Origin of the sequence: Pseudoalteromonas sp. 13-15 (assembly GCF_001468205.2) — a bacterium.
Classification (GTDB): Bacteria; Pseudomonadota; Gammaproteobacteria; order Enterobacterales; family Alteromonadaceae; genus Pseudoalteromonas; species Pseudoalteromonas marina.
Map to the genome: position 1 here is coordinate 54,868 of NZ_CP019163.1, position 23,954 is coordinate 78,821.

Here is a 23,954-nt window from a genome sequence, read left to right on the forward strand (position 1 = left end):
TCCCTAACTTTGTGTCTCAATTTTAGTGTAGTCAATCTTGTTTGCTTTTGGTGAGCTATCAATACTATTAACGGTTTTAAATTTGCTATAGCCAATAAAGCCAGCACATAGGAAAAACAAGGCAATCACTAATGCGCCGACCCACTGTATTTGTAAAAACTCTAGCTTGAACAAAAGTGTTAATAATGAAAGCGCAAGTATGTTTCCAATCATATACTTCGCTTTACCAAAGCGTTTTACAGTGATATTTAAATTATCTGTATATAAACGCACTAACGAATCAAGTGAATTAATTACAAACACAATACCTACAAATACCATGGCAAAGTTTTTAATGCCTTGCGTTGGAATACCCGCTTCATGATAGTGGTAAAGTACACTGAACCAAATTGCGATTGGTATTGAAGGGAAAATCAACATAGCGCCAAGTACTTGGTAAGTTTTTAACCCGCCAACAAAACGAGAAGTAAACTGTCCAATCATAATACTCCAAGCAAACCACCAAAATAGGTAAAACTCATGGTAATCGTTAAGCGGTAAAACAAATTCATTTATGTTGGCAAAGTATGTGCCGATAGAGGCTAAGTTATCTGTGAATGCTGACATTTGACTGTCACCCATTACAAAGGCACCAGCCCACATAAACCCAATTAGTGCTATGAATAACCAAGTTGTAGAAATACTTAAAAATCGTACGTACTTAATATCTGTACTTGAATATACCGCAAAACAAATTGCTGCAAATACAATTAAGTAAAACTCAGAAACAACACTTGAACCATCACCAATTTCAGGTAAATACCACGGAAGGTTTGAAAGTAAAAGGTATGCGGTAAAAGCACACGTACCAATAATTACTACATTATTGATAAATTTAACCCAAGGGATTTCGAAAAATTTAACTTTAGGTTCTATTACACAGAAATAAAAGCACGTAAGAAAGTAAAATCCCCAGATCAAAAATCCCCAGTAACCAAACTCAATGGCCAGTGGATTTGCAAACGCGTATTCTGGGCTTGCTTTTATGTCTGCATAACCTGCAAACTCAGTTAAAGGAAACATTATAAGGCCAACATCAAGGCCTGAGGTAAAGAGTATTGCTATAAAAGTAAGTGTTTTAACTGGTGTAACACCAACAACACGTACATTACCCCATTTTAATAAAATGATTGTAATTGCAAGTAGGGTAAAAATAATACCAGCATTAAGCCAAATGGTCATTGCTACCCTCCAATAGTGAGTTATTCATAAGCACTCCGTTTTTTATTGTTCAATCTTGCATTATTACAACATAACCAATTTATGTTGTTCGCCACTGCAAGGCTTATAGGGTTAGTCTGACGAGGCTAACCCTATAAGTAGCTGATTAAATTTTTGCTTCACGCTGTGTTTCTTGCCAATTTTGAGTCATAGCAACATCAGCATTTGCTTTTTGTAATGCAACATTTCCTAAAATGATGTCAGCCGCTTTTTCTGCAACCATAATCGTAGGTGCATTAAGGTTTCCGTTAGGAACCGTTGGAAAAATAGAAGAGTCAACAACACGTAAGCCTTCAATACCATGTACTTGGGTATTTGAATTAACTACGGCCATGTCGTCTTCACCCATTTTGCATGAGCAAGAAGGGTGGTAAGCACTCTCTACGGCTTGGCGTACAAAGGCATCTATTTCTTCGTCGGTTTGAATATGTTTACCTGGTTGAATTTCTTCATCACGGTAATCATCAAAGGCACTTTGCTCAATAATGTCGCGAGTTAAACGCACACAGGCTCTAAAGCCTTCAATGTCGTCTTTGTGCTGCAAGTAATTAAACAAAATTTGTGGCGGTTGCTCAGGGTTAGCTGATTGAATAGTAACGCTGCCACGGCTTTTTGGTTTGTTATGACCTACGTGAACTTGAAAACCATGACCTGCAAATGCACTACGCCCATCGTATCGCATAGCCGCTGGTAAAAAGTGATACTGAATATCAGGCCATTCAACTCCAGGCTTTGAGCGGATAAATGCACATGACTCAAAGTGGTTAGTAGCGCCTAAACCTTTTCGAGTAAGTAACCATTTAGCGCCGATCAAGCCCTTGGAAATAAGACCCAATTTTCCGTTTAGTGTAATTGGCTGCTTACATTTGTATTGAAAGTAAAATTCAAGATGGTCTTGTAAATTTTGACCCACACCCGGTAAGTGGTGTTTAACTTCAACGCCTGCTTTTTCAAGGATGTCTTTATCGCCAATACCAGATAGCTGTAATATATGCGGAGAGCCAATAGGGCCTGCACTTAAAACAACCTCTTTTGCTGCATGTGCTGTTTGAACATTACCGTTTACCTTGTACTCAATGCCTGTGGCTTTTTTACCGTCTAGAATAACTTTTTGAGCAAGTGCGCCAGTAATGACTGTTAAATTACTACGTGATTTTACAGGGTCTAAATATTCACGAGAAGCCGAGCTGCGTACACCGTTTTTAACGGTCATGTGCATTGGGCCAAAGCCTTCTTGCTGTGACGCGTTATAATCGTCTGTACTAGCGTAACCGGCTTCTACACCTGCTTTTATAAACGTGGTGTACAACGGGTTTTGCATTTCGTTACCGTTATTAACGCCAAGTGGGCCATTGCCACCTCGATATGCGTTTTCACCAAGGTAAAAGCTTTCCGCTTTTTGAAAATACGGTAAACACGATTGGTAGTCCCAACCATTAGCACCATGCTGTTGCCACTCATCAAAATCTTTTGCGTGGCCGCGTACATACACCATGCCATTAATCGATGACGAGCCACCGAGTACCTTACCACGAGGGCAATGCATTTCACGGTTATCTAAGTACGGCTCTGGCTGAGTATGAAATTGCCAAGCATACTTGTCAGTATTCATAGGAATAGACAACGCCGTTGGCATTTTAATAAAAATACTTTTATCACTGCCACCGGTTTCTAGTAGTAACACTTTGTTGCTTGAATCTTCAGATAATCGGTTAGCTAAAACACAACCCGCAGATCCCGCACCAACAATAATATAGTCGTAATGATTACTCATAAAAGGGCGCCTTAAAATGGGCTTTCTATGTCGGCCATACCAACATAAATAGACTTGGTTTGCGTGTAATGATCAAGTGTTTCTATGCCATTTTCACGGCCAATACCAGATTGCTTATAACCACCAACAGGCATTTCAGCAGGTGAGTTACCATAGGCATTAATCCAACAAATACCGGCTTCTAATTGATGAATTACGCGGTGTGCGCGTTTAATATCGCTAGTAAATACGCCTGCAGCTAGGCCTAGGTGAGTACCATTAGCCCGTGCAATTACATCGTCTTCGTCTTCAAAAACGAGTACGCTCATTACTGGGCCGAATATTTCTTCTTTAACAATCGTCATTTCATCGTTGCAATCTATGAACACAGTAGGTGCAACAAAGTAGCCATTAGGCGCTGATTCAGGTGAAAGCGTTGAACCACCGGTAAGCAGTGTTGCGCCTTCTTCAATCCCTTTATTAACATAACTCATTACTAAGTCTTGATGCTTTTTAGAGATGAGCGCACCAAAGTTAGTGTTTAAATCTTGCGGGTCGCCCGCAATAATATTTTTCTCTGTTCGCGTTTTAAGCTCATCAATAAATTGCTGGTATATATTTTTATGAACGTAAATACGTGTACAGTTAGTGCAAATTTCGCCTTGGGTATAAAAGTTACCTAGCATGGCTGCGCTTACTGCTTGCTCTATATTTGCATCATCAAACACAACAAGCGGCGACTTACCGCCAAGCTCCATGGTTACGTCTTTTAATGTACCTGAAGCACTTGCGACTACCTTTTTACCTGTGCCTACTTCGCCAGTGAACGACACTTTGTCAATCTCACTATGTGCAGTTAACCATTGCCCTACATCACCCGCACCTTGTACTACGTTAAATACGCCAGCAGGTACGCCCGCTTCTATAAAAATTTCAGCAAGTTTAATAGCGCCTAGTGGCGTTTCTTCAGATGGTTTAAATATAAATGCGTTGCCAGCTGCAAGGGCTGGGCCTGATTTCCAACATGCTATTTGTAGCGGGTAGTTCCATGCACCAATACCGGCACAAATCCCTAATGGCTCTTTACGTGTATAGTAAAAGTCTTCGCCTACCATTTGTTGTTGGCCAACTTGCGCAGGTGCTAGGCCTGCAAAGTATTCAATTACATCGGCGCCGGTTTCTATATCAACACAGTTTGCTTCTTGCATTGGCTTACCGGTATCAAGCACTTCTATTAAGGCAAGCTCATCGTTACGTTCGCGAAGTATTGCCACAGCGTTTAATAAAATACGGCTGCGTTCAATAGGGGCCATTTTTGACCACTGTGCAAAACCTTGCTTTGCACTTTCAATGGCTGCGTTTTGAACAAATTCATCGGCAACTTCGACACTGTAAATAACTTCACCTGTTGCAGGGTTAGTTACATCAAAAGTTTCACCGCTTTGGTTAGCAAGAAAATGGCCATTAATAAAATTTTGATAGACTGGTGTGCTCACGCTAGGCTCCATATTGCTTGATGAGTGAATTTACATAGCTTTTTGCTAGAGTTTCACTGTGTTTAAACTGGTTTTTGTCTGATTTACTCAATACTGCTCTCAACCATAGGCCATCAATCATAGCGGCGCTAAGTTCAGCAGCTTGTTTTGCTTGCTCAATAGGCATTAATTGCTTAAATGAGAATGCTAAATTACTTTGCAAGCGTTTACTGTTTACATTTTGCAGTCGGTGAAGTTCGTCATCGTGCATTGATTGCGCCCAAAAGCTCAACCAAGTTTTGGTTGTATCACTGCGCTGTTGTACAAGCGCAAAGTTAGCTTCAACAATAAACATAAGGCGCTGTGTAGCGCTGGTGTTGTTGCTAACTTTTTCAATAAGGTCTTTTTTAAGATTAGAAAGCAAATAACGAACAGTTGCTTCTATTAAACCCTGCTTACCACCAAAGTAATGACTAATAATGCCTGAAGATAAACCTGCATTTTTACTAATGCTGTTAATGGTAGTTGCTTGTAGTCCACGCATCGCCACTGACTCAATTGTTGCGTCAATTAACTGTTGACGCCTGACAGGTTCCATTCCAACTTTAGGCATAATTTTTATTAATTGAACGTTCAATAAAGATAAGCTTAAGGTAATAGCTCTAACAATTCAAGGGTGAAGTAAATAGTCAGATACTAAAATGTAGATGAATTATTAATAAAACCAACAGGAGAAGTACTTAAGCAAATAGATGCAATAGATGGTTAATTACTATTTAAAACAGTAGTTTAAATGTTGTTTTAGAAATGCTTAAGAGTGTAATTATATCTTTACTCCTTGTTATGAAATAAAAGATGAATAAATTTATTTGAGTGGTAATAATTAGAGTACTAATAGTATTTTTTTAATCCAAGTGAGCACAAACACAACAATTACTTAGTGCACTAATAACTTAGGGAAGGTTAGTATTACTAGGGGCGCGGTAAGGCAGCTAGCTCTGGCTAAATAATATTAACCACGCTAATTTGGAAATTACCAGAGGCTTTTTATCTGGCTTGTATAGATGTTATTTAGTATAAATAATAGCTATTATTGTTCGCTAATCACGCCTTTGAATAGAAGGGGGTAACGTCTTAGGCGATTTCCAATATAGTCGTCAGCTAGTATTTGTTCACAAATAAAATTAACATCATCACTTGCCTCAAATACCCAGTCAAAGCGTTCAATTGCGAGTAAAAACCCCCGTTTTAAATGGCGTTGGCTTCTGTATTGTTCCAGATTTTCTTGAATGACGGCGAGTTTTGATGGATCTGATTTAAGCGCAGCTATTACCTGATTAATAAAGGCTGTATTGAGATTGCTGTCGCTGCGCTTTCTTACTTTTCTTGGATACATTATTCCTCGTTGGCGATATTGTGTAATTTTTTTAAGAAATCATCTTTATGTTTATCGTGCTCGTAATCAAGATGATAAGTGTTATGAAAACCAAAGCGTAATAGTACGCCACTACCTTGTAAATAAATTGTGTATCCATCTATATCTGAAAATGCAGTAACACCTTGATAATGCTTACCTTCGTCGTTTAGCTCTCCGCGCTTTTGTATTCGCTCATATACGGCAAGTATTTGTTTATTGTCGAGTTCATTTTTCATATATCACACCTTTAATTTAAGATTCAATACGTATTAGATATGAGGGTCGATCAGCTTAAAACAACAGATAAAATTGATTGATAATACTTGGCGATTTACTGTTTATAAATTATGCTCATGGTTCATTTTTTATTGAGCTTTCACCATGATAGACAAGGCGTTACTGCTTAAAACTCGTGAGTTATCAGACCAACTAATTGCACTTCAAACACCTATTCGAATTCTTGATGCAATAAATTGGGATAAACAGATCAAAGAGGAATTTTTTAGGCAAAAGTGTCAAAAAAACCCTCTAATAGATCGTGCATACTACCAACAGCGCGATTTAGGCTTTGTGCCTAGCGAGTTGCGTCAAGCGTTTTCAACATTACACCGAAACATTATTAACCAGTTAGGTCAGTTAAACCCCATTTCTCAATATATGGGTAAAATGTGTGGCGAATATAAAACGGTATTAAGTATGTTGGAGTACCGAGGTACTCCTGAATTTCATGATTTATCAGTTGAGCTTTTTGGTCATCCTAAAGATTTATTCCATGCGGGTGAGCCTTCACTCTCCGAGCTTGCGAATATGCTAGAGCAACCACTGCAAAATTTATTAATGGCCGACATTTTACCCGATGATCCTAAAAATATAGATGCTAGCGACGCGGTGCGAATTTTATCAGAGCAAGTTAATGCCAGTATGCCAGGTATAAATGTAGAGGTTATGTTGAGCGATGGGATTGTAAGCGACGCAGCAGCAGGTGCTAACAATATAAAGCTAAACCAAGATGTTAAATTTTCACAACGTGAATTAGATATATTAGAAGTACATGAAGGGTGGATTCATGTGGGCACGACTCAAAATGGTTTAGCCCAACCTTATTTAACCTGTTTAAGTAAGGGCACACCAAGCTCAACAGTAACACAAGAGGGCTTAGCAGTATTAACTGAAATTATTACTCTAAAATCTACCCCTAGGCGCTTATCGAAATTAGTTAATCGGATTCAAGCGGTCACCAAAGTAATTGATGGGGCTGAATTTGTTGATATATACCGAGATTACGTAGCTCAAGGAATATCTAAAGACGATAGTTATACGTTGGCTCAGCGTGTATTTAGAGGCAGCACAGCAACAGGGTTACCGTTTACTAAAGACATTGCCTACATAAAAGGCTTTGTTTTAGTGTATAACTTAATACGTGTGGCAATTCAGTTAGGGCGAATCGATCAGTTACCGTTGTTATTAGTCGGTAAGTTGTCTATTGATGATTTTAGATTAATTTCCCAGCTTCATGATTTAGGTGTGATTGAAAGCCCTAAGTTTGTTCCCCCGCATTTTAAAGATTTACGCGGACTAGCAACATGGTTGAGTTTTGGGCGCTTTATTGGTGATTTATCTTTTGAACAACTAGAAAACGACTATAAACCCTTGTTTTTATGATGTAGGTATTTTATCTGCATGCTTAAGTTCGTGAGCATAAAAAAAGCCCGTAAGGGCTTTTTTTTGTTTTCATCAAATTAGCGTGAGTTAGTGCTTTCAAATATTTTATCTGCAGACGCTGCAACAAACCCCGTGTAAAGTTCGCCATCGGCTTTCGGGTATCGAATGGCAAATTCATAAAAACAACTAGGGATGCGTAGCTCGCCATCGCTAAAGGTAACGGCGTAATCATCAGCAAGCGTTGATGATTGTTCTAATAGCACTTCTGGTGAGCCTTTTACTTCGCCGCCTGATGTATTAAGCGCAAAGCCTGCATCTTTAAGCGCTTGGTTAACATCGTGAATGTTATCAAACTTGGCAAGCATATTAATATTTACAGTAAAGTGGTTTGCACGGTAGCCCCATGCCGACATCCACGCTGCGTACTCACTTTCAGCGAGTAATTGCTTATAAGTGTCGCTACTTACTTGCCAATGGGTGCCTGAGTATAAAAAGTTATCGGCAATTACTGCGTTTTCATCTATTTGCTCTACCATATCTGTCACAATAGCTTGTAACTTTGGCGAGCACTTTTCTACTAATAACTCAGAGATAAATACTTTAGGTTGCTTAGGATCGCTGTGTTCGTAGTGTTTAGCGTATAGCTTTTTAGCTTCAAAGTGGTATTCGCCGCACTCTGTGTAACCTAACGCTAAAAAGTGTGCTGCTAGTTTTTCAAGGCCTACTTTTTCAATATTGAACGTACGTAGCGCAATATGGTCGTTAATTATGTCGTTTTTTTGGGTTGAACCTAAAAGGTCATGTATTTTATCTGCCGATGGAGTAACGGCTAAATAGTTATCCCATAGGTTTTCAAATAATGTATTTACGTTAGTATGCATGTTAAATCCTTAAAAATGGGTATTATTCTATTACTAAGCCAGGTGCTAAAGTTTGCGGTAAATTCACTTTTTCTGATTCAACCGACGCAACAGGGTAAGCGCAGTAATCTGCAGCATAATAAGCGCTAGCACGGTGATTACCACTTGCACCAATACCACCAAACGGTGCAGCACTAGATGCACCCGTAATAGGGCGGTTCCAATTTACAATGCCAGCACGAATACGCTTTAAAAAGTGGCTGTAATCATCTTCGTTATCGCCAAGTAAGCCTGCTGATAAACCAAAGCTGGTGTTATTAGCCTCTGCTATTGCGCTGTTAAAGTTGTTGTAGCGGTAAACTTTTATAAGCGGGCCAAAGTGTTCTTCATCGGCCATGTTAGCGATATGTGTAACATCAATAATACCTGGGCTTACAAAGCCGGTGCCTGCTTTTAGCTGCTTAAGCTCAACGAGTATTTCGCCGCCGCTTTCAACTAATTCTTTTTGCGCAGCAACCATACCAAGGGCTGCTCTTTCGCTTATCATTGCACCCATAAATGGCTGGTCAGTTGCAAAACTGTCGTCAACAACGATATTTTTAGTCGCGCTAATTAGTTTTTCTAAAATGGCATCGCCATTGGTTGAATTCTCAATAAACACGCGGCGGGCACAAGTACAGCGCTGGCCAGAAGTAATAAAGCCAGACTGAATAATATCGTGCACTGCAGCGTTTACATCGGCTACATCTTTAACTATTAATGGGTTATTACCGCCCATTTCAAGTGCTAATATTTTACCTGGGTGGCCTGCAAACTGTTTATGTAATAAATGGCCGGTGTTTGAGCTGCCGGTAAAAAATAAGCCGTCTATGTCTTTATGTGAAGCAAGTGCTTTACCTGTTTCTACCTCACCTTGCACTAGGTTAATAACACCCGCTGGTAATCCTGCTTTTAACCAAAGTGCTAAAGTAAATTCAGCAACGTGAGGTGTAAGCTCAGACGGTTTAAATACCACGGTGTTACCCGCTAAAATAGCCGGTACGATATGGCCATTAGGTAAATGCCCAGGGAAGTTGTAAGGACCAAATATAGCTACAACACCGTGTGGTTTATGGCGTATAAAGGCTTTAGCACCCGGCATTGGGTTTTCTGTTGTGCCGGTGCGTTCATTATAGGCTTTGATAGAAATGGCTACTTTACCTGTCATAGCGCCTACTTCTGTGCGTGTTTCCCAAAGAGGCTTGCCGGTTTCGCGCGCTATAATGGCTGCAAATTCTTCGCTGTGCTCTTTTAATTGTGCTACAAAGTTTTCAAGTATGGTAATACGCGACTCAATTGGCGTATCGGCCCACTGTACTTGTGCGGCTCTAGCTGCATTAATTGCAGAATCTACTTGCTCGGCATTTGCGCCATTACCTTGCCATACAACTTCGCCGTTACTTGGGTTAACAGAGTTAAAAGCGGGGCCTTGGCCTGTATGCCATTGGTTATTTATAAGGTGTGTGTTCATATTTGTTTTACAGGCGGAAAAAACGCGCTGCATCTCCTTGGGATAGATTAAGGGCATCAGCCACTTCTTGGCTTATTACTAATGTGTGCTTAGCGTGGTTATAGTGGGCGTGCTGGGTAAAGGTTGCTCTAAACCCACTTACACCTTGATTGCAAACGGCTAAAGTATCTGAGCTGTGCTGGCTAATATGTTCCAGCTCGCCAATTGTAATAGGGCATACTTGAGACTCACGAACACTGCGAATATTACCAAGCTTAGCTTCTACCGTTGGCCCTGCATCAAACAAATCAACGTAGCCACGATGCTCAAAACCTTCTTTTTCAAGCAGTTTGAGCGCCGGTTTAGTTTTATCATGCACGTTGCCAATCACTGCTTGGGCTTTTTTACTGAGTAAGTTGACGTAAATAGGGTATTTAGGCATTAATTCACTAATAAACACTTTATCGCCAAGCCCCACTAAGTGATCGGCCTTGGGAAACTCAATACTAAAAAAGTGCTCTTGCAACCACTGCCAAAACGGTGAATGACCATCTTCGTCACTTACGCCGCGCATTTCAGCAATGACGGTATCGGCAAAACGCTCGCTGTGCTGGGCCATAAATAAAAAGCGTGAGCGTGATAAAAATCGACCGGTTAAACCTTTGCGGTTGTTTTCGCGCAAAAACAAAGTACATATTTCAGAGCATCCGGTGTAATCGTTACACATGCTTAAAATATCAACGGTGTTATAAACATTAAGTGTAGGCGAGTGGTGTACTGTTTTACCTAAATGGTAATGGTACAAAGGCACGGATAAACCAACAGCGGCTTCTATGGCGGTTGTGCCAATGACCTCAGCTGTTTCACTGTCTTCTAAAACAAATAGGTAGCTTTCATCTAACGGCTGATTGATATTTTTAGCAAAGCTTTTTTCGGCGCGATCTATTTTTTCTTTTAATTGCTCATCATCTACAGGCAGTGAGGTAAAGCCATGGCCTGACTCGATTGCAATTTGCTTAAGTGCAGCAAAATCTGCAGTGGTAATAGGACGTAATACTTGCATTTATTACTTGCTCCAACAGCGCGCCCTGAGGCGCGCTTAATTAAATTAGCCGTTTACTACGTCGCTTACTGCTTTTTCAAAGCGTGCTAGGCCTTCTTTAATGTCTTCAAATGGAATTACTAAAGAAGGGGTAAAACGAATCACGTTCATGCCTGCAACAAGGTTCATTAAACCATTGTTAGCACTGGCAACTAAAAAGTCGCGTGCGCGTCCTTCAAATTCATCGTTTAATACAGCGCCAATAAGTAAACCTTTACCACGTACTTCGCTAAATACGTTGTATTTTTCGTTTATTGCGTTTAAGCCATCGCGGAATAACTGTTCGCGCTCTTTAACGCCGTTTAGTACATCAGGTGTATTTACGGTATCAAAGGCAGCTTCTGCTACTGCACAGGCAAGTGGGTTGCCACCGTACGTAGAGCCGTGCGTACCTATTTTTAAATGCTCTGCAATAGCAGTGCGAGTGATCATAGCACCTATAGGAAAACCACCACCTAACGCTTTAGCAGTCGTTAAAATATCGGGTACTACACCTAAGCCTTCGTAAGCGTATAAATCGCCAGTGCGGCCAACGCCTGTTTGTACTTCATCAAAAATTAGTAGTGCATTGTGTTTAGTACATAACTCGCGTACTTTTTTAGCAAATTCGTCGGTAGGTGAAATAATACCGCCTTCACCTTGAAGTGGCTCCATCATCACGGCACATGTTTTATCACTGATAAGTGCTTCAAATGCTTCGATATCGTTGTAATCACAATGCATAATGTCGCCAGGTTTAGGGCCAAAGCCATCAGAGTATGCAGCTTGTCCGCCCACCGTTACAGTAAAAAATGTACGACCGTGAAAACCTTTGTTAAAGGCGATTATTTGTGATTTTTCTGCGCCAAACTTATCAAGTGCGAAGCGACGAGCAAGCTTCAGAGCCGCTTCGTTAGCCTCTGCGCCTGAGTTTGCAAAATACACTTTATCTGCAAATGTAGCTTCAACCATTTTTTGTGCTAAACGCAGGGCTGGCTCATTAGTCATTACATTTGATAAGTGCCAAATTTTCTCGCCTTGCTCTTTAAGTGCATTAACAAGCGCTGGGTGACAGTGGCCTAAACAATTAACGGCAATACCGCCTGCAAAATCAATAAACTCATTGTCATTTTGATCCCATACACGTGAGCCTTCGCCTCGCACTGGAATAACAGCCGATGGATTGTAGTTTGGCACCATTACATCATTAAATAAGTCTCTTGTTACTTGCATTATGTACACCTAAAAATTGTGAAAGTTGAATAAAGATTAGCAAAATAAAAACGTTAGCGTTTTCTGAGCTAGATAATTTTTGTTATTAGTGGTTATTATCGAAGGTTACAGGTTAAATTTGCAGTGTTATTTTGTGAAAATTGATTACAATAAAAGTCAAAATAACGAAATAAATAAGCAATATGGTAACTCCACAAGATGAAAAGCTACTTTCTGTTCTTAAAACCAACGCCAGAGCGAGTATTTCTGACTTAGCTAGAATCCTTAATTTATCGCGTTCTACAGTGCAAAGTAGGATGCTTAAATTAGAAGAAACGGGTGTTATTAAAGGCTATAGCGTTGATTACGGCGATGCTTTTTTAAGTAAAATGGTATCGGCGCATGTGTCAATAAAGGTGATTCAAAAGCTCACTACTAAGACGAATATTGAGCTAAAGCAAATTGATGCGATATCACAGCTTTATGCTATTAGTGGTGAGTTTGACTTAATTGCAGTTGTACAAGCACAAAACTTAGAAAAACTCAGCCACTTACTCGATGATATTGGTAATTTAGATGGTGTGGAACGCACAACTTCTTCGGTTATTTTAGAAACCAAGTTTATGCGGTAAAGTATATTTTGTACCGATTGTTGCATTGGATAACTAATCTGTTAATATGCGCTGGGTTTCTAAAGTATCAATCTAACGCTCAATAGAAACTTAGTAAGTACTACATGGATGTGTACTAAGACCTACCTTAATTTTTCACATCCCAATTCCTAAAATTTAGATAATATGTAAAGTTTTTTGCTTTTCTTGAATGGAAACAGTTTTAAATAGCATTAAGGACAATGATGAAAAAAACTATTTTATTAATTATTCTAGTTTTGTTTTTTAGTTATTACCTAACAGCCAAAGCTAGTCAGGGAATTTTTATTAAAAAAGATTTCGAAATTAAAAGCTATAGTGATATTTTTTATAGACTTGAAACTTCACCGATAAGTATCGATGACATAATCGTTGGTTCAACAGAGTTTGCTTTGAGAATGTGTGCCGATAAGGATTATCAGAAAGTCCTAGGTAATACCGTTGAAAGTTGTAACGCTAACGTTAGTTCTTCTAATAATACCTGTGCAAGTTATTTACGAAAAGATTCAAAAAAATTCTACAAAGACAAGCACGAGGTAAAGCGACTAACGGAGCAGTTTATAAAGTGCGTTAGTCATTAAGTAACGAATGACGGTTTGGATATAACAGAATTGGTGAAGTATTATAAGTAGAGACAAAGTAATGTATGTTTTATTAATATATTATTACTTTCTTTTTAACACTTTTTTTGCTTTATCAAGTTTTATAAAGTAGGCATTACCACCAATTCCTTTAAACTCCTCGTCGGTGAATACAATTGTATTACCGTCATAAAAAGTGATGGCTTCTTTTTGCGTAACGATGCCTAAATCTATTTTAGACACATCACCAGAGAAAAACTGGTCACCTTTAAAGTTCTCAAATAACCAAATACTGGTAGAGTCGAGTAGTACGAGTTTTTTACGATCTGGGCTTAACGCTGCAGAGGTTATCCAGCACAGTTTTTCCATTGTTGTACAGGTTTTAAAAGATCCTATTAATTGGGCTTTAAAGTTAGCAGCGTGGTCGCCTACTTTGTATAAATTTGTAATGCCATCAAAAGGTTCTGTGCGGTTTTTGGTGAATAAAAAAGGTGGCGACCCAGAGCTACAAACGCTTCTAGATCAAAATTACGATTACTTGGTTTTATTGGATTGCCATCCATTTCAGGGTAAGTAAACTTTATTATTTCGGCATTTGTTGTATCGGTTTTGATATCAATTGGATTCTCTATTTTATAAATAGTCAGCCAACGCCTATCATTTTTATTGTTGCCAAAATCACCTAAAAAGAAATGACAAAATTTATTTTGAGTCATGTCTTCCCAATCAATGTTTTTAGCATTAGAAACTAAAATTTCTTGCGCAATCGACCCATCTTTATTTAAGCGGTAAAGCTTTGGATCGTCACCCCCATCGTTAATTGCCCACAAACGATCGCGCTTATCAAATTCAATGCCTGATATTTCTTTGAGTTTAGGGTCGAATGAAATTTCCTTTTTACTGTATAAGGTGTAGATTGAGGAAATAATAAACACTGCGACAACTAAAAAAATTAATGCCGTAGTTAATAAAATGCTTTTTTTCAACATGAAATTTACGATATTTCAGAGCGTTAACTTGATGTGTATTATCACTGATGTGAATACGTAACAAAAGCAGTTTATTGGGTAAGCTCTCTTTTTATTTCAAACCAAGTCATCAGTGTAATAAAGGTAAGTATTAAATAGTTAAATCGCTCCAATTGGTTTGAAAATTGCTGTGTACTAAATATGTCATTCTTAATATCTATATTTTATGTTTTACGCACTAATAAAGTGCGATAAAAAAGACTTGTTGCACTGTAATATTGCGTAAACAAAATTTTGCTTTAATACGGTTAGCTTAAAGTTTGACTGAATACAATCCCACATCGCCAGCTTAAAAATAGGCCCTGTGGCAATAATTAAATACCTTTTACTGTTTAGTTGGAGCCTACTATGTTGCATAAACGATTTTTTAAAACAAAAGATGAAGCGGAAATCACCTTTGAATTTGCTCACCCAGATGCGCAAGAAGTCTGCTTAATTGGCGAGTTTAACAGTTGGCAACCCTTGCCAATGAAGCTTAATAAAAAACAAGGCGTGTTTAAATGCAAACAACGCCTTCCTCTAGATCAACAATACCACTTTCGTTATTTAATAAATGGCGAATTTTGGGATAACGATCATAAAGCAGACGCTTATGAGGCTAACAGTTTTGGAACTGAAAATAGTATTGTTAATACCCAACGTATTAATTAAGGCCTGTAAATGAACGAACTTTCGCAGTTGTTTTACTTACACGGTATTGGTTATGAGTTTACTAAATACACAGGCGAGCAGATATTTTTCAGTGAAGATACACGTAAGCGTGCCCTGCAATGTTGTGGTGTTGATACCAACAACTATAACAAAATAGCTCAATTAAATTACAAGCTCGATGTAGAGCCTTGGATGCAGCTCTTGCCCAATGTAAGTTTAATTGAGCAAACAGACTTTTATTTAAAAGTGAAAATAGATGACAGACAACTTAGCCAAACTGCATCAGTAAGTGTTGAACAACTGGGAATAAAGTGTGAATTTACTAACCTTGATGATTTAATAATTACAGGTGAATACTACTTTAATGGTGTCCGTTATATTGAAATTGCACTGCCTTTACCTTCAATACCAACAGGGTATTACCACGCAGACATTACAGTAGGTGAACAGCACGCAAGTACTGATATCTGGTCTGTGCCCGAGCGTGTTTTTCAAGTTGAAGATACAAAAAAAACGGGGTTGTCGGTTCAGTTATATACGCTTAAAAATAAAGAAAGACTGGGAATTGGCGACTTTTCAGACTTACTCACGCTTGTTGATTTGTGCTGTGAGCACAATATGGATTACATTTTGCTCAACCCTCTGCATTTGTTGTTTTGCGAAATGCCTGAGCGTGCAAGCCCATACAGCCCTAATAGTCGTGCGTTACTAAACCCTTTATACATTTCTGTTGATTTGTGCGAAGACAGTAAAAACAATGCTGAATTAGCAAAAATTATGCAAAGTAATGAGGCGACTTCTCTTTTAAATAAATGCGGGCAGTTTATTAATTACGAGGATGTTAGTCGCGTTAAATATAAATTATTTAAAGCACTGTACGGCCATTTTGAATTAACAGCCAGTAAGCTTCGTCGTGATGCATTCAATGCTTTTTGCGATAAACATCAGCCCACCTTACAAACAATAGATTCACAAACCTCTCTTTTTGATTATTACCTACAGTGGCAAGCGCATCTTCAACTTGGTTTATGTCAAGAGCGGTGTATGAAAGGGGGTATGGCAATAGGTCTGATTAATGATTTAGCTGTTGGGTGCGCTGGCGATGGTGTTGAGTTCAAATCACAACGGTCATTATTCGCCGATAATGCCAGTGTGGGTGCACCGCCTGATCCTTGGGCTGAGGGCGGGCAAGATTGGGGGTTACCGGCTTTAAACCCGCAAAGTTTAGCACACAATAACTACTCATTTTACCGTTCGTTAATTCGTGAAAATATGCAGAGTGTAGGCGGGCTAAGAATCGACCATGTTATGGCTATTCGCCGCTTGTGGTGGTGTTTTGAAAATAATGGTCAGCGAGATGGTTGCTATATTTATTACCCCTTTGAACATTTGTTGGCCATTTTGAAAATAGAGTCGCATATTAATCAAAGCATAGTTATAGGTGAAGATTTAGGCATTGTTCCTCCAGAAGTAAAGCATGCATTATCATGCAGTGGTATTTTTTCAAACAGTTTATTTTATTTTGAAAAGCAAAACGATGGTGATTTTTTACCGTTACACGAATTACCCCCTCAGTGCTTATTGATGATTGCAAATCATGATGTACCGCCCTTTACAGGCTGGTGGCAGCACGATGACATAGCTATAAAACAACAATATCATTTAATTGACGACGAACAATCAACGCAAATTACCAACCAGAGAATCGATGAAAAAACGCGATTGCTTCGTTTTATCAATGCTACATCTAATCTTACATTAACGATACACAGCGATGCTAAGTCGGTTTATCGTGCGCTTAGCCAGTGTTTAGCTGGCTCAGATTCTCGATTGTTTGCACTTCAAATAGATGATTTAGATGAACAGCAATATCCGGTGAATATTCCTGGTACAGACAAAGAATATCCAAATTGGCGACGTGTATTAACACATACATGTGAAGAAATTTTTGCAAACAACGCCAGGCTTTTAGCTGCAATCGATTCAATAAGGAAAGGTTAAATGAGCAGTACAGCTTCAAATAGTTCGGCATTACCTAAATCTCAAAGCGCTGACTACGATGCCCAAGTTAATGCACTTAACATAGGGCGATTTAAAGACCCATTTAGCTTTTTAGGTGCACATAAAGTAAGTGAATCAAATATAGAAGTGCGTGTATATTTACCTGATGCCCACCATGTTTCTTTGTCAATTGACAATCAAATAGTCGAAACGCAAAGATATAAGCACAGTGATTTATTTATAGCCCGTGTAAGTCAGTTGCCTACCTTGCCTTATTTATGTACAGCCAAATATAGCGACACTTCGACTACGTTTTTTGATGAATATAGTTTTAACAGTGAGCTTGATACAGATGCCATGTACTTATTTAACGAGGGCAGTTTAGAGCATGCATACTTGCACTTTGGCGCGCACTTTACCAACCAGCAAGATGTAAATGGTGTTCGTTTTTGCTTGTGGGCACCTAATGCAGCCAGCGTTTCAATTATTGGTGAGTTTAATTTTTGGCAAGCGAATCGACATTTTATGCGTTTTCACCCTGCCAGTGGTGTGTGGGAGTTATTTATTCCCGAGCTTAAAGTAGACATGTGCTACAAATTTGCCATTACAGCGCAAAGTGGTGAGGTAATAGAAAAAGCAGACCCTTACGCTTTTAAAATGCAACAGGCTCCTGGTACCGCGAGTGTTCTTCAATACAAACCAGAGGCAATAGCGTTAAGTGAACAAGCAATAAGCAATAGGCAAAAGCGTAATCATATAGACGCACCAATCAGTATTTATGAGGTGCACTTAGCGTCGTGGCAGCGAGGTGAAGGTAATCGTTATTTAAGTTATACCGAACTTGCCGACAAACTCGTTAGTTACGCGCTTGAAATGAACTTTACCCACTTACAGCTTATGCCCATAAGTGAATACCCGTTTGACGGTTCATGGGGGTATCAGCCTGTTGGGCTGTTTGCTCCAACCAGTCGCTTTGGTGATTACAACAGCTTTAAGTATTTTGTAGAGCAATGCCATAAATATAACGTAGGGATTTTACTTGATTGGGTTCCTGGGCATTTCCCAAGTGATCCCCATGGTTTACACCGATTTGATGGTACGCACTTGTACGAACATGCCGATATACGCCAAGGCTTTCATCCAGATTGGAATACTTATATTTATAATTATGACCGTCCAGAAGTTAAGAGCTTTTTGATTTCTAATGCAATGTATTGGCTTCATCAATTTGGCTTAGATGGTTTAAGAGTAGATGCCGTTGCGTCAATGTTGTACTTAGATTACAGCCGTAAAGAAGGTGAGTGGATACCTAATTGCTATGGCGGTCGCGAAAACCTCGGTGCAATTGAATGCCTCAAACAGGTTAATTTACGCAGTTATAAAAACAACCCTGGCATTATGATGGTGGCAGAAGAGTCGACTGCTTGGCCAGGTGTTACGCAGAGTGTTGAGCACAATGGCCTAGGCTTTGGCTATAAATGGAATATGGGGTGGATGAACGATAGCTTGTTGTATATGCAACGCGATCCACTTTATAAGCAACATCACCATCACGAAATCACGTTTTCGATGGTATATGCATTTAGTGAAAACTTTATTTTACCGCTGAGTCACGATGAAGTTGTTCATGGGAAAGGCGCGCTAATTGAAAAAATGCCGGGCGATGATTGGCAAAAATTCGCAAATTTACGTGCTTATTATGCATTTATGTGGGCACACCCAGGTAAAAAGTTATTATTTATGGGGGGGGAAATAGCTCAACGTGCTGAGTGGGGGCATGATCATTCTATTGATTGGCATTTACTACAACATGAAAGTCATAAAGGTATAAAGCAGACAGTAAAAACGTTAAATGAGGTTTATAAAAATCAACCCGCGCTGTATGAACTTGACTCAAGTGCCGCAGGATTTGATTGGATTGACAACAATAATAACGAGCAAAGCATTTTAAGCTTTGTACGTTACGCTAAAAATGCCCATGACTTTGTAGTTGTGATTGCCAACTTTACGCCAATGTCATATCAAGAATATACCTTAGGCGTTCCGAGCAAAGGCGTTTATAAAGTGATAATAAACACAGATGAAAGCGAATTTTTTGGCTCGGGTATTAAAGTATCGCAAAACCAATCAAATACTGTTGTCACTAACGACAATCCTCAACATGGTTTTAACCAAAGCATCACTATTGCTATGGGTGGCTTAACAACAATTTATTTGCAAAAGGTACAAGATGAGTAATCAATTTGAAGTAACTCACGGTCTTGTTGAGCCTCTTGGCTCGAGCTTGCATTTAAATGGTGTTAATTTTTCATTGTACGCGCCAAAAGCGACACAAGCGTATGTGTGTTTATTTGATAAAAGTGGCCACTCTGAAATACTAAAAGTGGCTATGAATATAAATGAAGGTGGTATTTGGAGTATCCATATTGCACCGCTTAATACTGGGGCACTTTATGGGTTCAGGGTTGAGGGCGAATATAACCCTGATAATGGCCTGCTATTTAATGAACATAAATTATTAATTGACCCTTACGCTAAAGATTTATTTGGTGAGTTTACATGGAGTGAACGCCATTATGGACAAATGCCAATAGGCACCAAAAGTACCGTTAACAATGTCATTGATATACCAAAATCAAAAGTGTCATCAATTGATTTTTATGAACATAAAAAACCGAATCACAGGTGGTCTAAAACAGTCATTTATGAGTGTCATGTAAAAGGGACTACGTGTCGTCATCCTAAAATACCTAAGACGCTGCAAGGCAAATTTTTAGGATTGAGTCACCCGCATTTTATTGACCATTTAAAAAGTTTTGGAGTCACAGCAATAGAGCTACTCCCTGTGCATGCCTTTATTAGCGAGCAATTTTTAACAGGCAAAGGCCTACAAAATTATTGGGGATACAACACGCTTAACTTTTTCACTCCTCACAAAGACTATTTGGTAAACGACGATATTAACGATTTTAAACAGATGGTTAAGGAGCTTCATGCTGCAGATATTGAAGTTATTTTAGATGTTGTTTACAACCATACAGCTGAAGCGGGTAATGATGGCCCCATATTGTCGTTGCGCGGCTTAGACAACCTTGCTTATTACCGCACAGTAGAAGCTCAACCCAATGTATACATAAACGATACGGGGTGTGGTAACACCATTAATATAGATCACCCAAAAACGTTGCAGCTCGTGCTCGATAGCTTGCGATATTGGGTTGAAGTAATGGGGGTTGATGGCTTTAGATTTGATTTAGCAACAATACTGGGCCGCTCAAAGGCTGGGTTTAGTTCAGCGCATACGTTTTTACAAACTATTGCTCAAGACCCTGTTTTAAATAAGGTAAAGTTAATTAGTGAGCCATGGGATATTGGCCCTGGTGGGTATCAACTCGGGGCTTTCCCTCCACCTTGGCGAGAGTGGAATGACCAATACCGAGATGTAATTCGTCGTTTTTGGAAAGGCGATGAAGGGATTATAGCCAACGTAGCTAAACGCTTACATGGCTCGTTTGATATATTTGAGCATAGCCAACGAGGCCCACTCAATAGCATAAACTTTATAACCAGCCATGATGGATTTACCCTTGCTGATTTAGTGAGTTACGAGCATAAACACAATGAAGCAAATGGCGAGCAAAACAGAGATGGCCACAGTGCTAATTACTCATTTAATTGCGGGGCAGAAGGCTTTAGCACTGATGAAAAAATAGCCGCATTAAGATTACAACAACAAAAAAACTTTTTACTCACATTAATCCTTTCTAAAGGCGTGCCTATGATTGCTGCTGGCAGCGAAATGGCACATTCTCAAGGGGGTAATAACAATGCATATTGTCAAAATAATCGCACGAGTTGGCTTGCATGGAAAGAATCACAGCTGAATCATTCTTTAACGCGTTTTATAGACGATGCCCTTAAAATTAGACGTGCACATAGTGCGTTTAAACACAGTGTATTTTTAGACGATATAGACGAGCGCTTTACTGTTAAATGGTTTACCGAAACAGGTGACACTATGACAGATTCGCATTGGCATGAGAATTCGCGTCAATTTTTAATGTATAGCTTGCTTGATAAGCAAAATAAACACGCATTACTTATTGTATTCAATGCTAATAAAAAATCAGTCAGTTGTCAGTTGCCTCCATCACCTATTAATGCCTCGTGGCAAATGGTTTTATCAAGTGTAAATAATGCATCTTTAACAACTCACCAAGATGTACCCGTTGAAATTTCTGCACAAAGTAGTTGGGTTTTTAGTGCTAACTTAGAGGACGTAGCTAATGGCTAAGCAAGTTGAACAAGTATGTGTTGTAAAGGGGTGGCAAGAAGGCCCTGTAATAGACGAAAGCACCTTAAAAGATGATTTAACGCGCCATTTTTATTACACCCTAGGGCGAGACAAAGTCGGTGAGTCGCAGCTGTATTTGTACCATGCATTAGCATTGACGATCCGCGATCGTTTAGTGGCACGGTGTCGAGAAACGAATAAAAAAATCAAACAGCAAAAAAGCAGAAAAACCAGTTATCTTTCACTTGAGTTTTTAATGGGGCGTGCCCTGGGCAATGCGGTATTAAATCTTGATTTAGAGGATCAAGTGTCATCGGCACTACAAGAATATTGTACCGAAATTGAAACAGTCGAAGACGCAGAGCACGATGCAGGCCTTGGTAATGGTGGCTTAGGGCGCTTAGCTGCGTGTTTTTTAGATAGCTGTGCAAGTTTAGCTTTACCCGTTGTGGGTTACGGCATTAGATACGAATACGGAATGTTCAACCAATCAATTAGTGATGGTAATCAAATAGAGCAACCCGATAATTGGCTTCGTGAGGGTCACCCTTGGGAGCTAAGTGCTCCCGAGCATTCTAAGCGCATTAAGTTCGGTGGTTATGTAAATAGTTATACTGATAAACAAGGTAGGGAACACCGCCAGTGGGTTAGTAGCCATGACGTGTTAGCAGTGCCTTACGATGTGCCCATTCCTGGTTATAAAAACAATATTGTAAACACGCTACGCTTATGGAAATCAGAAGCGACCGACGAATTTAACCTAACTGAATTTAACGCGGGTAGTTATTCAGAAGCAGTTGCACAAAAAAACTTAGCCGAACAAATCACTATGGTACTTTACCCTAACGACAGCAGTGAAAATGGTAAAGAGCTACGACTACGCCAACAATACTTTTTATCATCAGCGAGTATTCAAGACATTGTTGATCAGTGGGTGAGTGATCATGGTGAAAGCTTTACTGATTTTGCTGATTACCATGTATTTCAATTAAACGATACTCATCCAAGTATTGCAGTGGCAGAGCTTATGAGAGTGTTAGTTGATGATTACGAGCTTGACTGGGATGATGCATGGCAAATAACAACAAAAACAATGGCCTACACAAATCATACCTTATTACCTGAAGCGTTAGAGAAATGGTCAGTTTCATTATTTTCAAAATTGTTACCCCGTATTTTAGAAATAGTATTTGAGATAAACGCACGTTTTCTAGCCGAAGTTGCACAGCATTGGCCTGGTGATGTTGATAAACAGCGAGAGCTATCGCTAATAGAGGAAGGTGGCGAACCGCAAATTCGCATGGCTTATTTAGCCATTGTGGGCAGCTATTCAGTTAATGGTGTTGCTGCACTGCATACAGAGCTATTAAAAGCGGGTTTATTTAAAGAGTTTTATACACTTTGGCCTAACAAGTTTAATAACAAAACCAATGGGGTTACACCTCGCCGTTGGCTTGCCCATTGTAACCCTACATTGAGTGAATTGATTAGTGAGAAAATAGGCACCGATTGGGTACGTGACTTTGCTCAAATAAACCAGCTACGTCGTTTTTATGATGACACATCATTTCAAGCACAGTGGCAAAAAGCCAAAGTAACAAACAAACAACGTTTAGTTGATTTAGTGAAAGAGCGCTGTGGTGTAGAGTTTGATGTATCCATGATGTTTGATGTACAAGTTAAACGGATTCATGAATACAAGCGTCAGTTACTAAATATACTCCATGTTATCCATTTATATGACCGCATTCGTCGTGGTGATACACAAGGATTAGTGCCACGTTGTGTTTTACTCGGTGGTAAGGCTGCGCCGGGTTACTACATGGCTAAAAAAATAATTAAGCTAATCAATAATGTGGCAGATGTGATCAATAAAGATCCCCTCGCGTCGTCGTATTTACGCGTGGCTTTTTTACCTAATTACAATGTGACAGCTATGGAAGTTATTTGTCCAGCTACTGATTTGTCTGAGCAAGTTTCAACCGCCGGTAAAGAAGCTTCAGGCACCGGTAATATGAAGTTCATGATGAATGGTGCATTAACTATTGGCACGTTAGATGGCGCCAATATCGAAATTAGAGATGCCGTTGGTGCCGATAATTTCTTCTTATTTGGTGCAGAGGCACATCAGATTGATGATATTAAGTCGCGTTATAACCCCGCACATTTAATTGAACAAAATAGCGACTTAGCCAATGTTATGCACTTGCTAGAAAGCGGGCACTTTAATTTATTTGAACCTTGCCTGTTTGACGATGTAATTAATGCAATTAAGAGCCCACACGATCCATGGCTTGTTGCACACGATTTCGAAAGCTATGTATCTGCACAAAAGCAAGTAGATAAAGCCTATGCTGATCAAGCTTATTGGACGCAAATGAGTATTTTAAATACCGCTGCCAGTGGCATATTTTCAAGTGATAGGACCATAAGCCAATACAGTGACGATATTTGGCATTTAACCCCACTCAATACTAGTGACACTGACTCAACGACAACTACCAGTAAAGCCACTAAAAGTTAGATAAATGGAGAGAATA

At 39.3% G+C, this 23,954-nt stretch carries 18 protein-coding genes and 1 pseudogene; 8 read left to right on the forward strand and 11 right to left on the reverse strand.

Going from position 1 to position 23,954, the window contains the following annotated elements:
• Positions 1 to 3 precede the first annotated feature (3 nt).
• The 6 genes from ATS72_RS15770 to ATS72_RS15795 all read right to left on the reverse strand — a co-directional run bounded on the left by ATS72_RS15770 (position 4) and on the right by ATS72_RS15795 (position 6,141).
• Entirely contained in the window at positions 4 to 1,221 is a 1,218-nt protein-coding gene (locus tag ATS72_RS15770) for a BCCT family transporter (protein ID WP_058429203.1), read from the reverse strand.
• 145 nt (positions 1,222 to 1,366) lie between these two features.
• A complete protein-coding gene (gene betA, locus ATS72_RS15775; protein ID WP_058429204.1) occupies positions 1,367 to 3,034 on the reverse strand; it encodes a choline dehydrogenase in 1,668 nt (555 codons plus the stop codon).
• 11 nt (positions 3,035 to 3,045) lie between these two features.
• On the reverse strand, positions 3,046 to 4,509 hold the full coding sequence (gene betB, locus ATS72_RS15780; protein WP_010556261.1) for a betaine-aldehyde dehydrogenase: 1,464 nt from the start codon (positions 4,507 to 4,509) through the stop codon (positions 3,046 to 3,048).
• Position 4,510: 1 nt separating this feature from the next.
• Complete coding sequence (gene betI / locus ATS72_RS15785; protein WP_170865593.1) at positions 4,511 to 5,086, reverse strand: transcriptional regulator BetI; 576 nt, start codon at positions 5,084 to 5,086, stop codon at positions 4,511 to 4,513.
• A gap of 492 nt (positions 5,087 to 5,578) precedes the next feature.
• Positions 5,579 to 5,884 carry a hypothetical protein gene (locus tag ATS72_RS15790; protein ID WP_006791764.1) on the reverse strand — a complete coding sequence of 102 codons (306 nt, stop codon included), beginning with the start codon at positions 5,882 to 5,884 and terminating at the stop codon, positions 5,579 to 5,581.
• Complete coding sequence (locus ATS72_RS15795; RefSeq protein WP_008127891.1) at positions 5,884 to 6,141, reverse strand: DUF3081 domain-containing protein; 258 nt, start codon at positions 6,139 to 6,141, stop codon at positions 5,884 to 5,886. Before ATS72_RS15795 ends, ATS72_RS15790 begins: the two co-directional genes overlap by 1 nt.
• A gap of 145 nt (positions 6,142 to 6,286) precedes the next feature.
• Here ATS72_RS15795 and ATS72_RS15800 point away from each other — a divergent pair, with 145 nt between their 5' ends.
• Complete coding sequence (locus ATS72_RS15800; protein WP_010556258.1) at positions 6,287 to 7,567, forward strand: flavohemoglobin expression-modulating QEGLA motif protein; 1,281 nt, start codon at positions 6,287 to 6,289, stop codon at positions 7,565 to 7,567.
• Between the two features lie 77 nt (positions 7,568 to 7,644).
• Here the strand turns inward: ATS72_RS15800 and ATS72_RS15805 are convergent, their stop codons facing one another.
• Genes ATS72_RS15805 through ATS72_RS15820 form a run of 4 tightly spaced genes read right to left on the reverse strand, consistent with a single transcriptional unit; the run spans position 7,645 to position 12,230 of the window.
• Positions 7,645 to 8,448, reverse strand: a complete 804-nt coding sequence (locus ATS72_RS15805) for a DUF1338 domain-containing protein (protein WP_058429205.1) — start codon at positions 8,446 to 8,448, stop codon at positions 7,645 to 7,647.
• A 22-nt stretch (positions 8,449 to 8,470) separates the two neighbouring features.
• Positions 8,471 to 9,937, reverse strand: coding sequence for a succinylglutamate-semialdehyde dehydrogenase (gene astD, locus ATS72_RS15810; protein ID WP_058429206.1), 1,467 nt, complete (start codon positions 9,935 to 9,937; stop codon positions 8,471 to 8,473).
• Between the two features lie 7 nt (positions 9,938 to 9,944).
• Positions 9,945 to 10,979 (reverse strand): arginine N-succinyltransferase, encoded by a 1,035-nt coding sequence (gene astA, locus ATS72_RS15815; RefSeq protein ID WP_058429207.1) that lies wholly within the window; start codon positions 10,977 to 10,979, stop codon positions 9,945 to 9,947.
• Positions 10,980 to 11,024: 45 nt separating this feature from the next.
• Positions 11,025 to 12,230, reverse strand: a complete 1,206-nt coding sequence (locus ATS72_RS15820) for an aspartate aminotransferase family protein (protein WP_058429208.1) — start codon at positions 12,228 to 12,230, stop codon at positions 11,025 to 11,027.
• A gap of 182 nt (positions 12,231 to 12,412) precedes the next feature.
• On the opposite strand from ATS72_RS15820, the gene ATS72_RS15825 reads away from it, so the two are divergent.
• Both ATS72_RS15825 and ATS72_RS15830 read left to right on the forward strand, forming a co-directional pair.
• Positions 12,413 to 12,841 carry an Lrp/AsnC family transcriptional regulator gene (locus ATS72_RS15825; protein WP_058429209.1) on the forward strand — a complete coding sequence of 143 codons (429 nt, stop codon included), beginning with the start codon at positions 12,413 to 12,415 and terminating at the stop codon, positions 12,839 to 12,841.
• Between the two features lie 221 nt (positions 12,842 to 13,062).
• Positions 13,063 to 13,440: a hypothetical protein gene (locus ATS72_RS15830; RefSeq protein ID WP_139295588.1), complete on the forward strand. Its 378-nt coding sequence runs from the start codon at positions 13,063 to 13,065 to the stop codon at positions 13,438 to 13,440.
• An 84-nt stretch (positions 13,441 to 13,524) separates the two neighbouring features.
• Here ATS72_RS15830 and ATS72_RS15835 read toward each other — a convergent pair.
• A pseudogene (locus ATS72_RS15835) lies at positions 13,525 to 14,429 on the reverse strand (hypothetical protein).
• Between the two features lie 387 nt (positions 14,430 to 14,816).
• Here ATS72_RS15835 and ATS72_RS15840 point away from each other — a divergent pair.
• The 5 genes from ATS72_RS15840 to ATS72_RS15860 are packed head-to-tail and all read left to right on the forward strand — an operon-like array spanning position 14,817 to position 23,938.
• On the forward strand, positions 14,817 to 15,119 hold the full coding sequence (locus tag ATS72_RS15840; RefSeq protein ID WP_058429211.1) for an isoamylase early set domain-containing protein: 303 nt from the start codon (positions 14,817 to 14,819) through the stop codon (positions 15,117 to 15,119).
• A gap of 9 nt (positions 15,120 to 15,128) precedes the next feature.
• Positions 15,129 to 17,120 carry a 4-alpha-glucanotransferase gene (malQ, locus tag ATS72_RS15845; protein WP_058429212.1) on the forward strand — a complete coding sequence of 664 codons (1,992 nt, stop codon included), beginning with the start codon at positions 15,129 to 15,131 and terminating at the stop codon, positions 17,118 to 17,120.
• Positions 17,121 to 19,358 carry a 1,4-alpha-glucan branching protein GlgB gene (gene glgB / locus ATS72_RS15850; RefSeq protein ID WP_058429213.1) on the forward strand — a complete coding sequence of 746 codons (2,238 nt, stop codon included), beginning with the start codon at positions 17,121 to 17,123 and terminating at the stop codon, positions 19,356 to 19,358.
• Positions 19,351 to 21,414, forward strand: coding sequence for a glycogen debranching protein GlgX (glgX, locus tag ATS72_RS15855; RefSeq protein WP_058429214.1), 2,064 nt, complete (start codon positions 19,351 to 19,353; stop codon positions 21,412 to 21,414). The genes glgB and glgX overlap by 8 nt, the downstream gene beginning before the upstream one ends.
• Positions 21,407 to 23,938 (forward strand): glycogen/starch/alpha-glucan phosphorylase, encoded by a 2,532-nt coding sequence (locus ATS72_RS15860; RefSeq protein ID WP_058429215.1) that lies wholly within the window; start codon positions 21,407 to 21,409, stop codon positions 23,936 to 23,938. Before glgX ends, ATS72_RS15860 begins: the two co-directional genes overlap by 8 nt.
• Positions 23,939 to 23,954: the final 16 nt, after the last annotated feature.

Bases quoted from the DNA above. Each gene is read 5' to 3' on its own strand.
- ATS72_RS15840 (WP_058429211.1), top strand. From the start codon at position 14,817: ATGTTGCATAAACGATTTTTTAAAACAAAAGATGAAGCGGAAATCACC.
- ATS72_RS15830 (WP_139295588.1), top strand. From the start codon at position 13,063: ATGATGAAAAAAACTATTTTATTAATTATTCTAGTTTTGTTTTTTAGT.
- ATS72_RS15825 (WP_058429209.1), top strand. From the start codon at position 12,413: ATGGTAACTCCACAAGATGAAAAGCTACTTTCTGTTCTTAAAACCAAC.
- malQ (WP_058429212.1), top strand. From the start codon at position 15,129: ATGAACGAACTTTCGCAGTTGTTTTACTTACACGGTATTGGTTATGAG.
- glgB (WP_058429213.1), top strand. From the start codon at position 17,121: ATGAGCAGTACAGCTTCAAATAGTTCGGCATTACCTAAATCTCAAAGC.
- betI (WP_170865593.1), bottom strand. From the start codon at position 5,086: ATGGAACCTGTCAGGCGTCAACAGTTAATTGACGCAACAATTGAGTCA.
- ATS72_RS15795 (WP_008127891.1), bottom strand. From the start codon at position 6,141: ATGAAAAATGAACTCGACAATAAACAAATACTTGCCGTATATGAGCGA.
- ATS72_RS15820 (WP_058429208.1), bottom strand. From the start codon at position 12,230: ATGCAAGTAACAAGAGACTTATTTAATGATGTAATGGTGCCAAACTAC.
- betA (WP_058429204.1), bottom strand. From the start codon at position 3,034: ATGAGTAATCATTACGACTATATTATTGTTGGTGCGGGATCTGCGGGT.
- ATS72_RS15805 (WP_058429205.1), bottom strand. From the start codon at position 8,448: ATGCATACTAACGTAAATACATTATTTGAAAACCTATGGGATAACTAT.
- ATS72_RS15800 (WP_010556258.1), top strand. From the start codon at position 6,287: ATGATAGACAAGGCGTTACTGCTTAAAACTCGTGAGTTATCAGACCAA.
- ATS72_RS15790 (WP_006791764.1), bottom strand. From the start codon at position 5,884: ATGTATCCAAGAAAAGTAAGAAAGCGCAGCGACAGCAATCTCAATACA.
- glgX (WP_058429214.1), top strand. From the start codon at position 19,351: ATGAGTAATCAATTTGAAGTAACTCACGGTCTTGTTGAGCCTCTTGGC.
- ATS72_RS15860 (WP_058429215.1), top strand. From the start codon at position 21,407: ATGGCTAAGCAAGTTGAACAAGTATGTGTTGTAAAGGGGTGGCAAGAA.
- astD (WP_058429206.1), bottom strand. From the start codon at position 9,937: ATGAACACACACCTTATAAATAACCAATGGCATACAGGCCAAGGCCCC.
- ATS72_RS15770 (WP_058429203.1), bottom strand. From the start codon at position 1,221: ATGACCATTTGGCTTAATGCTGGTATTATTTTTACCCTACTTGCAATT.
- astA (WP_058429207.1), bottom strand. From the start codon at position 10,979: ATGCAAGTATTACGTCCTATTACCACTGCAGATTTTGCTGCACTTAAG.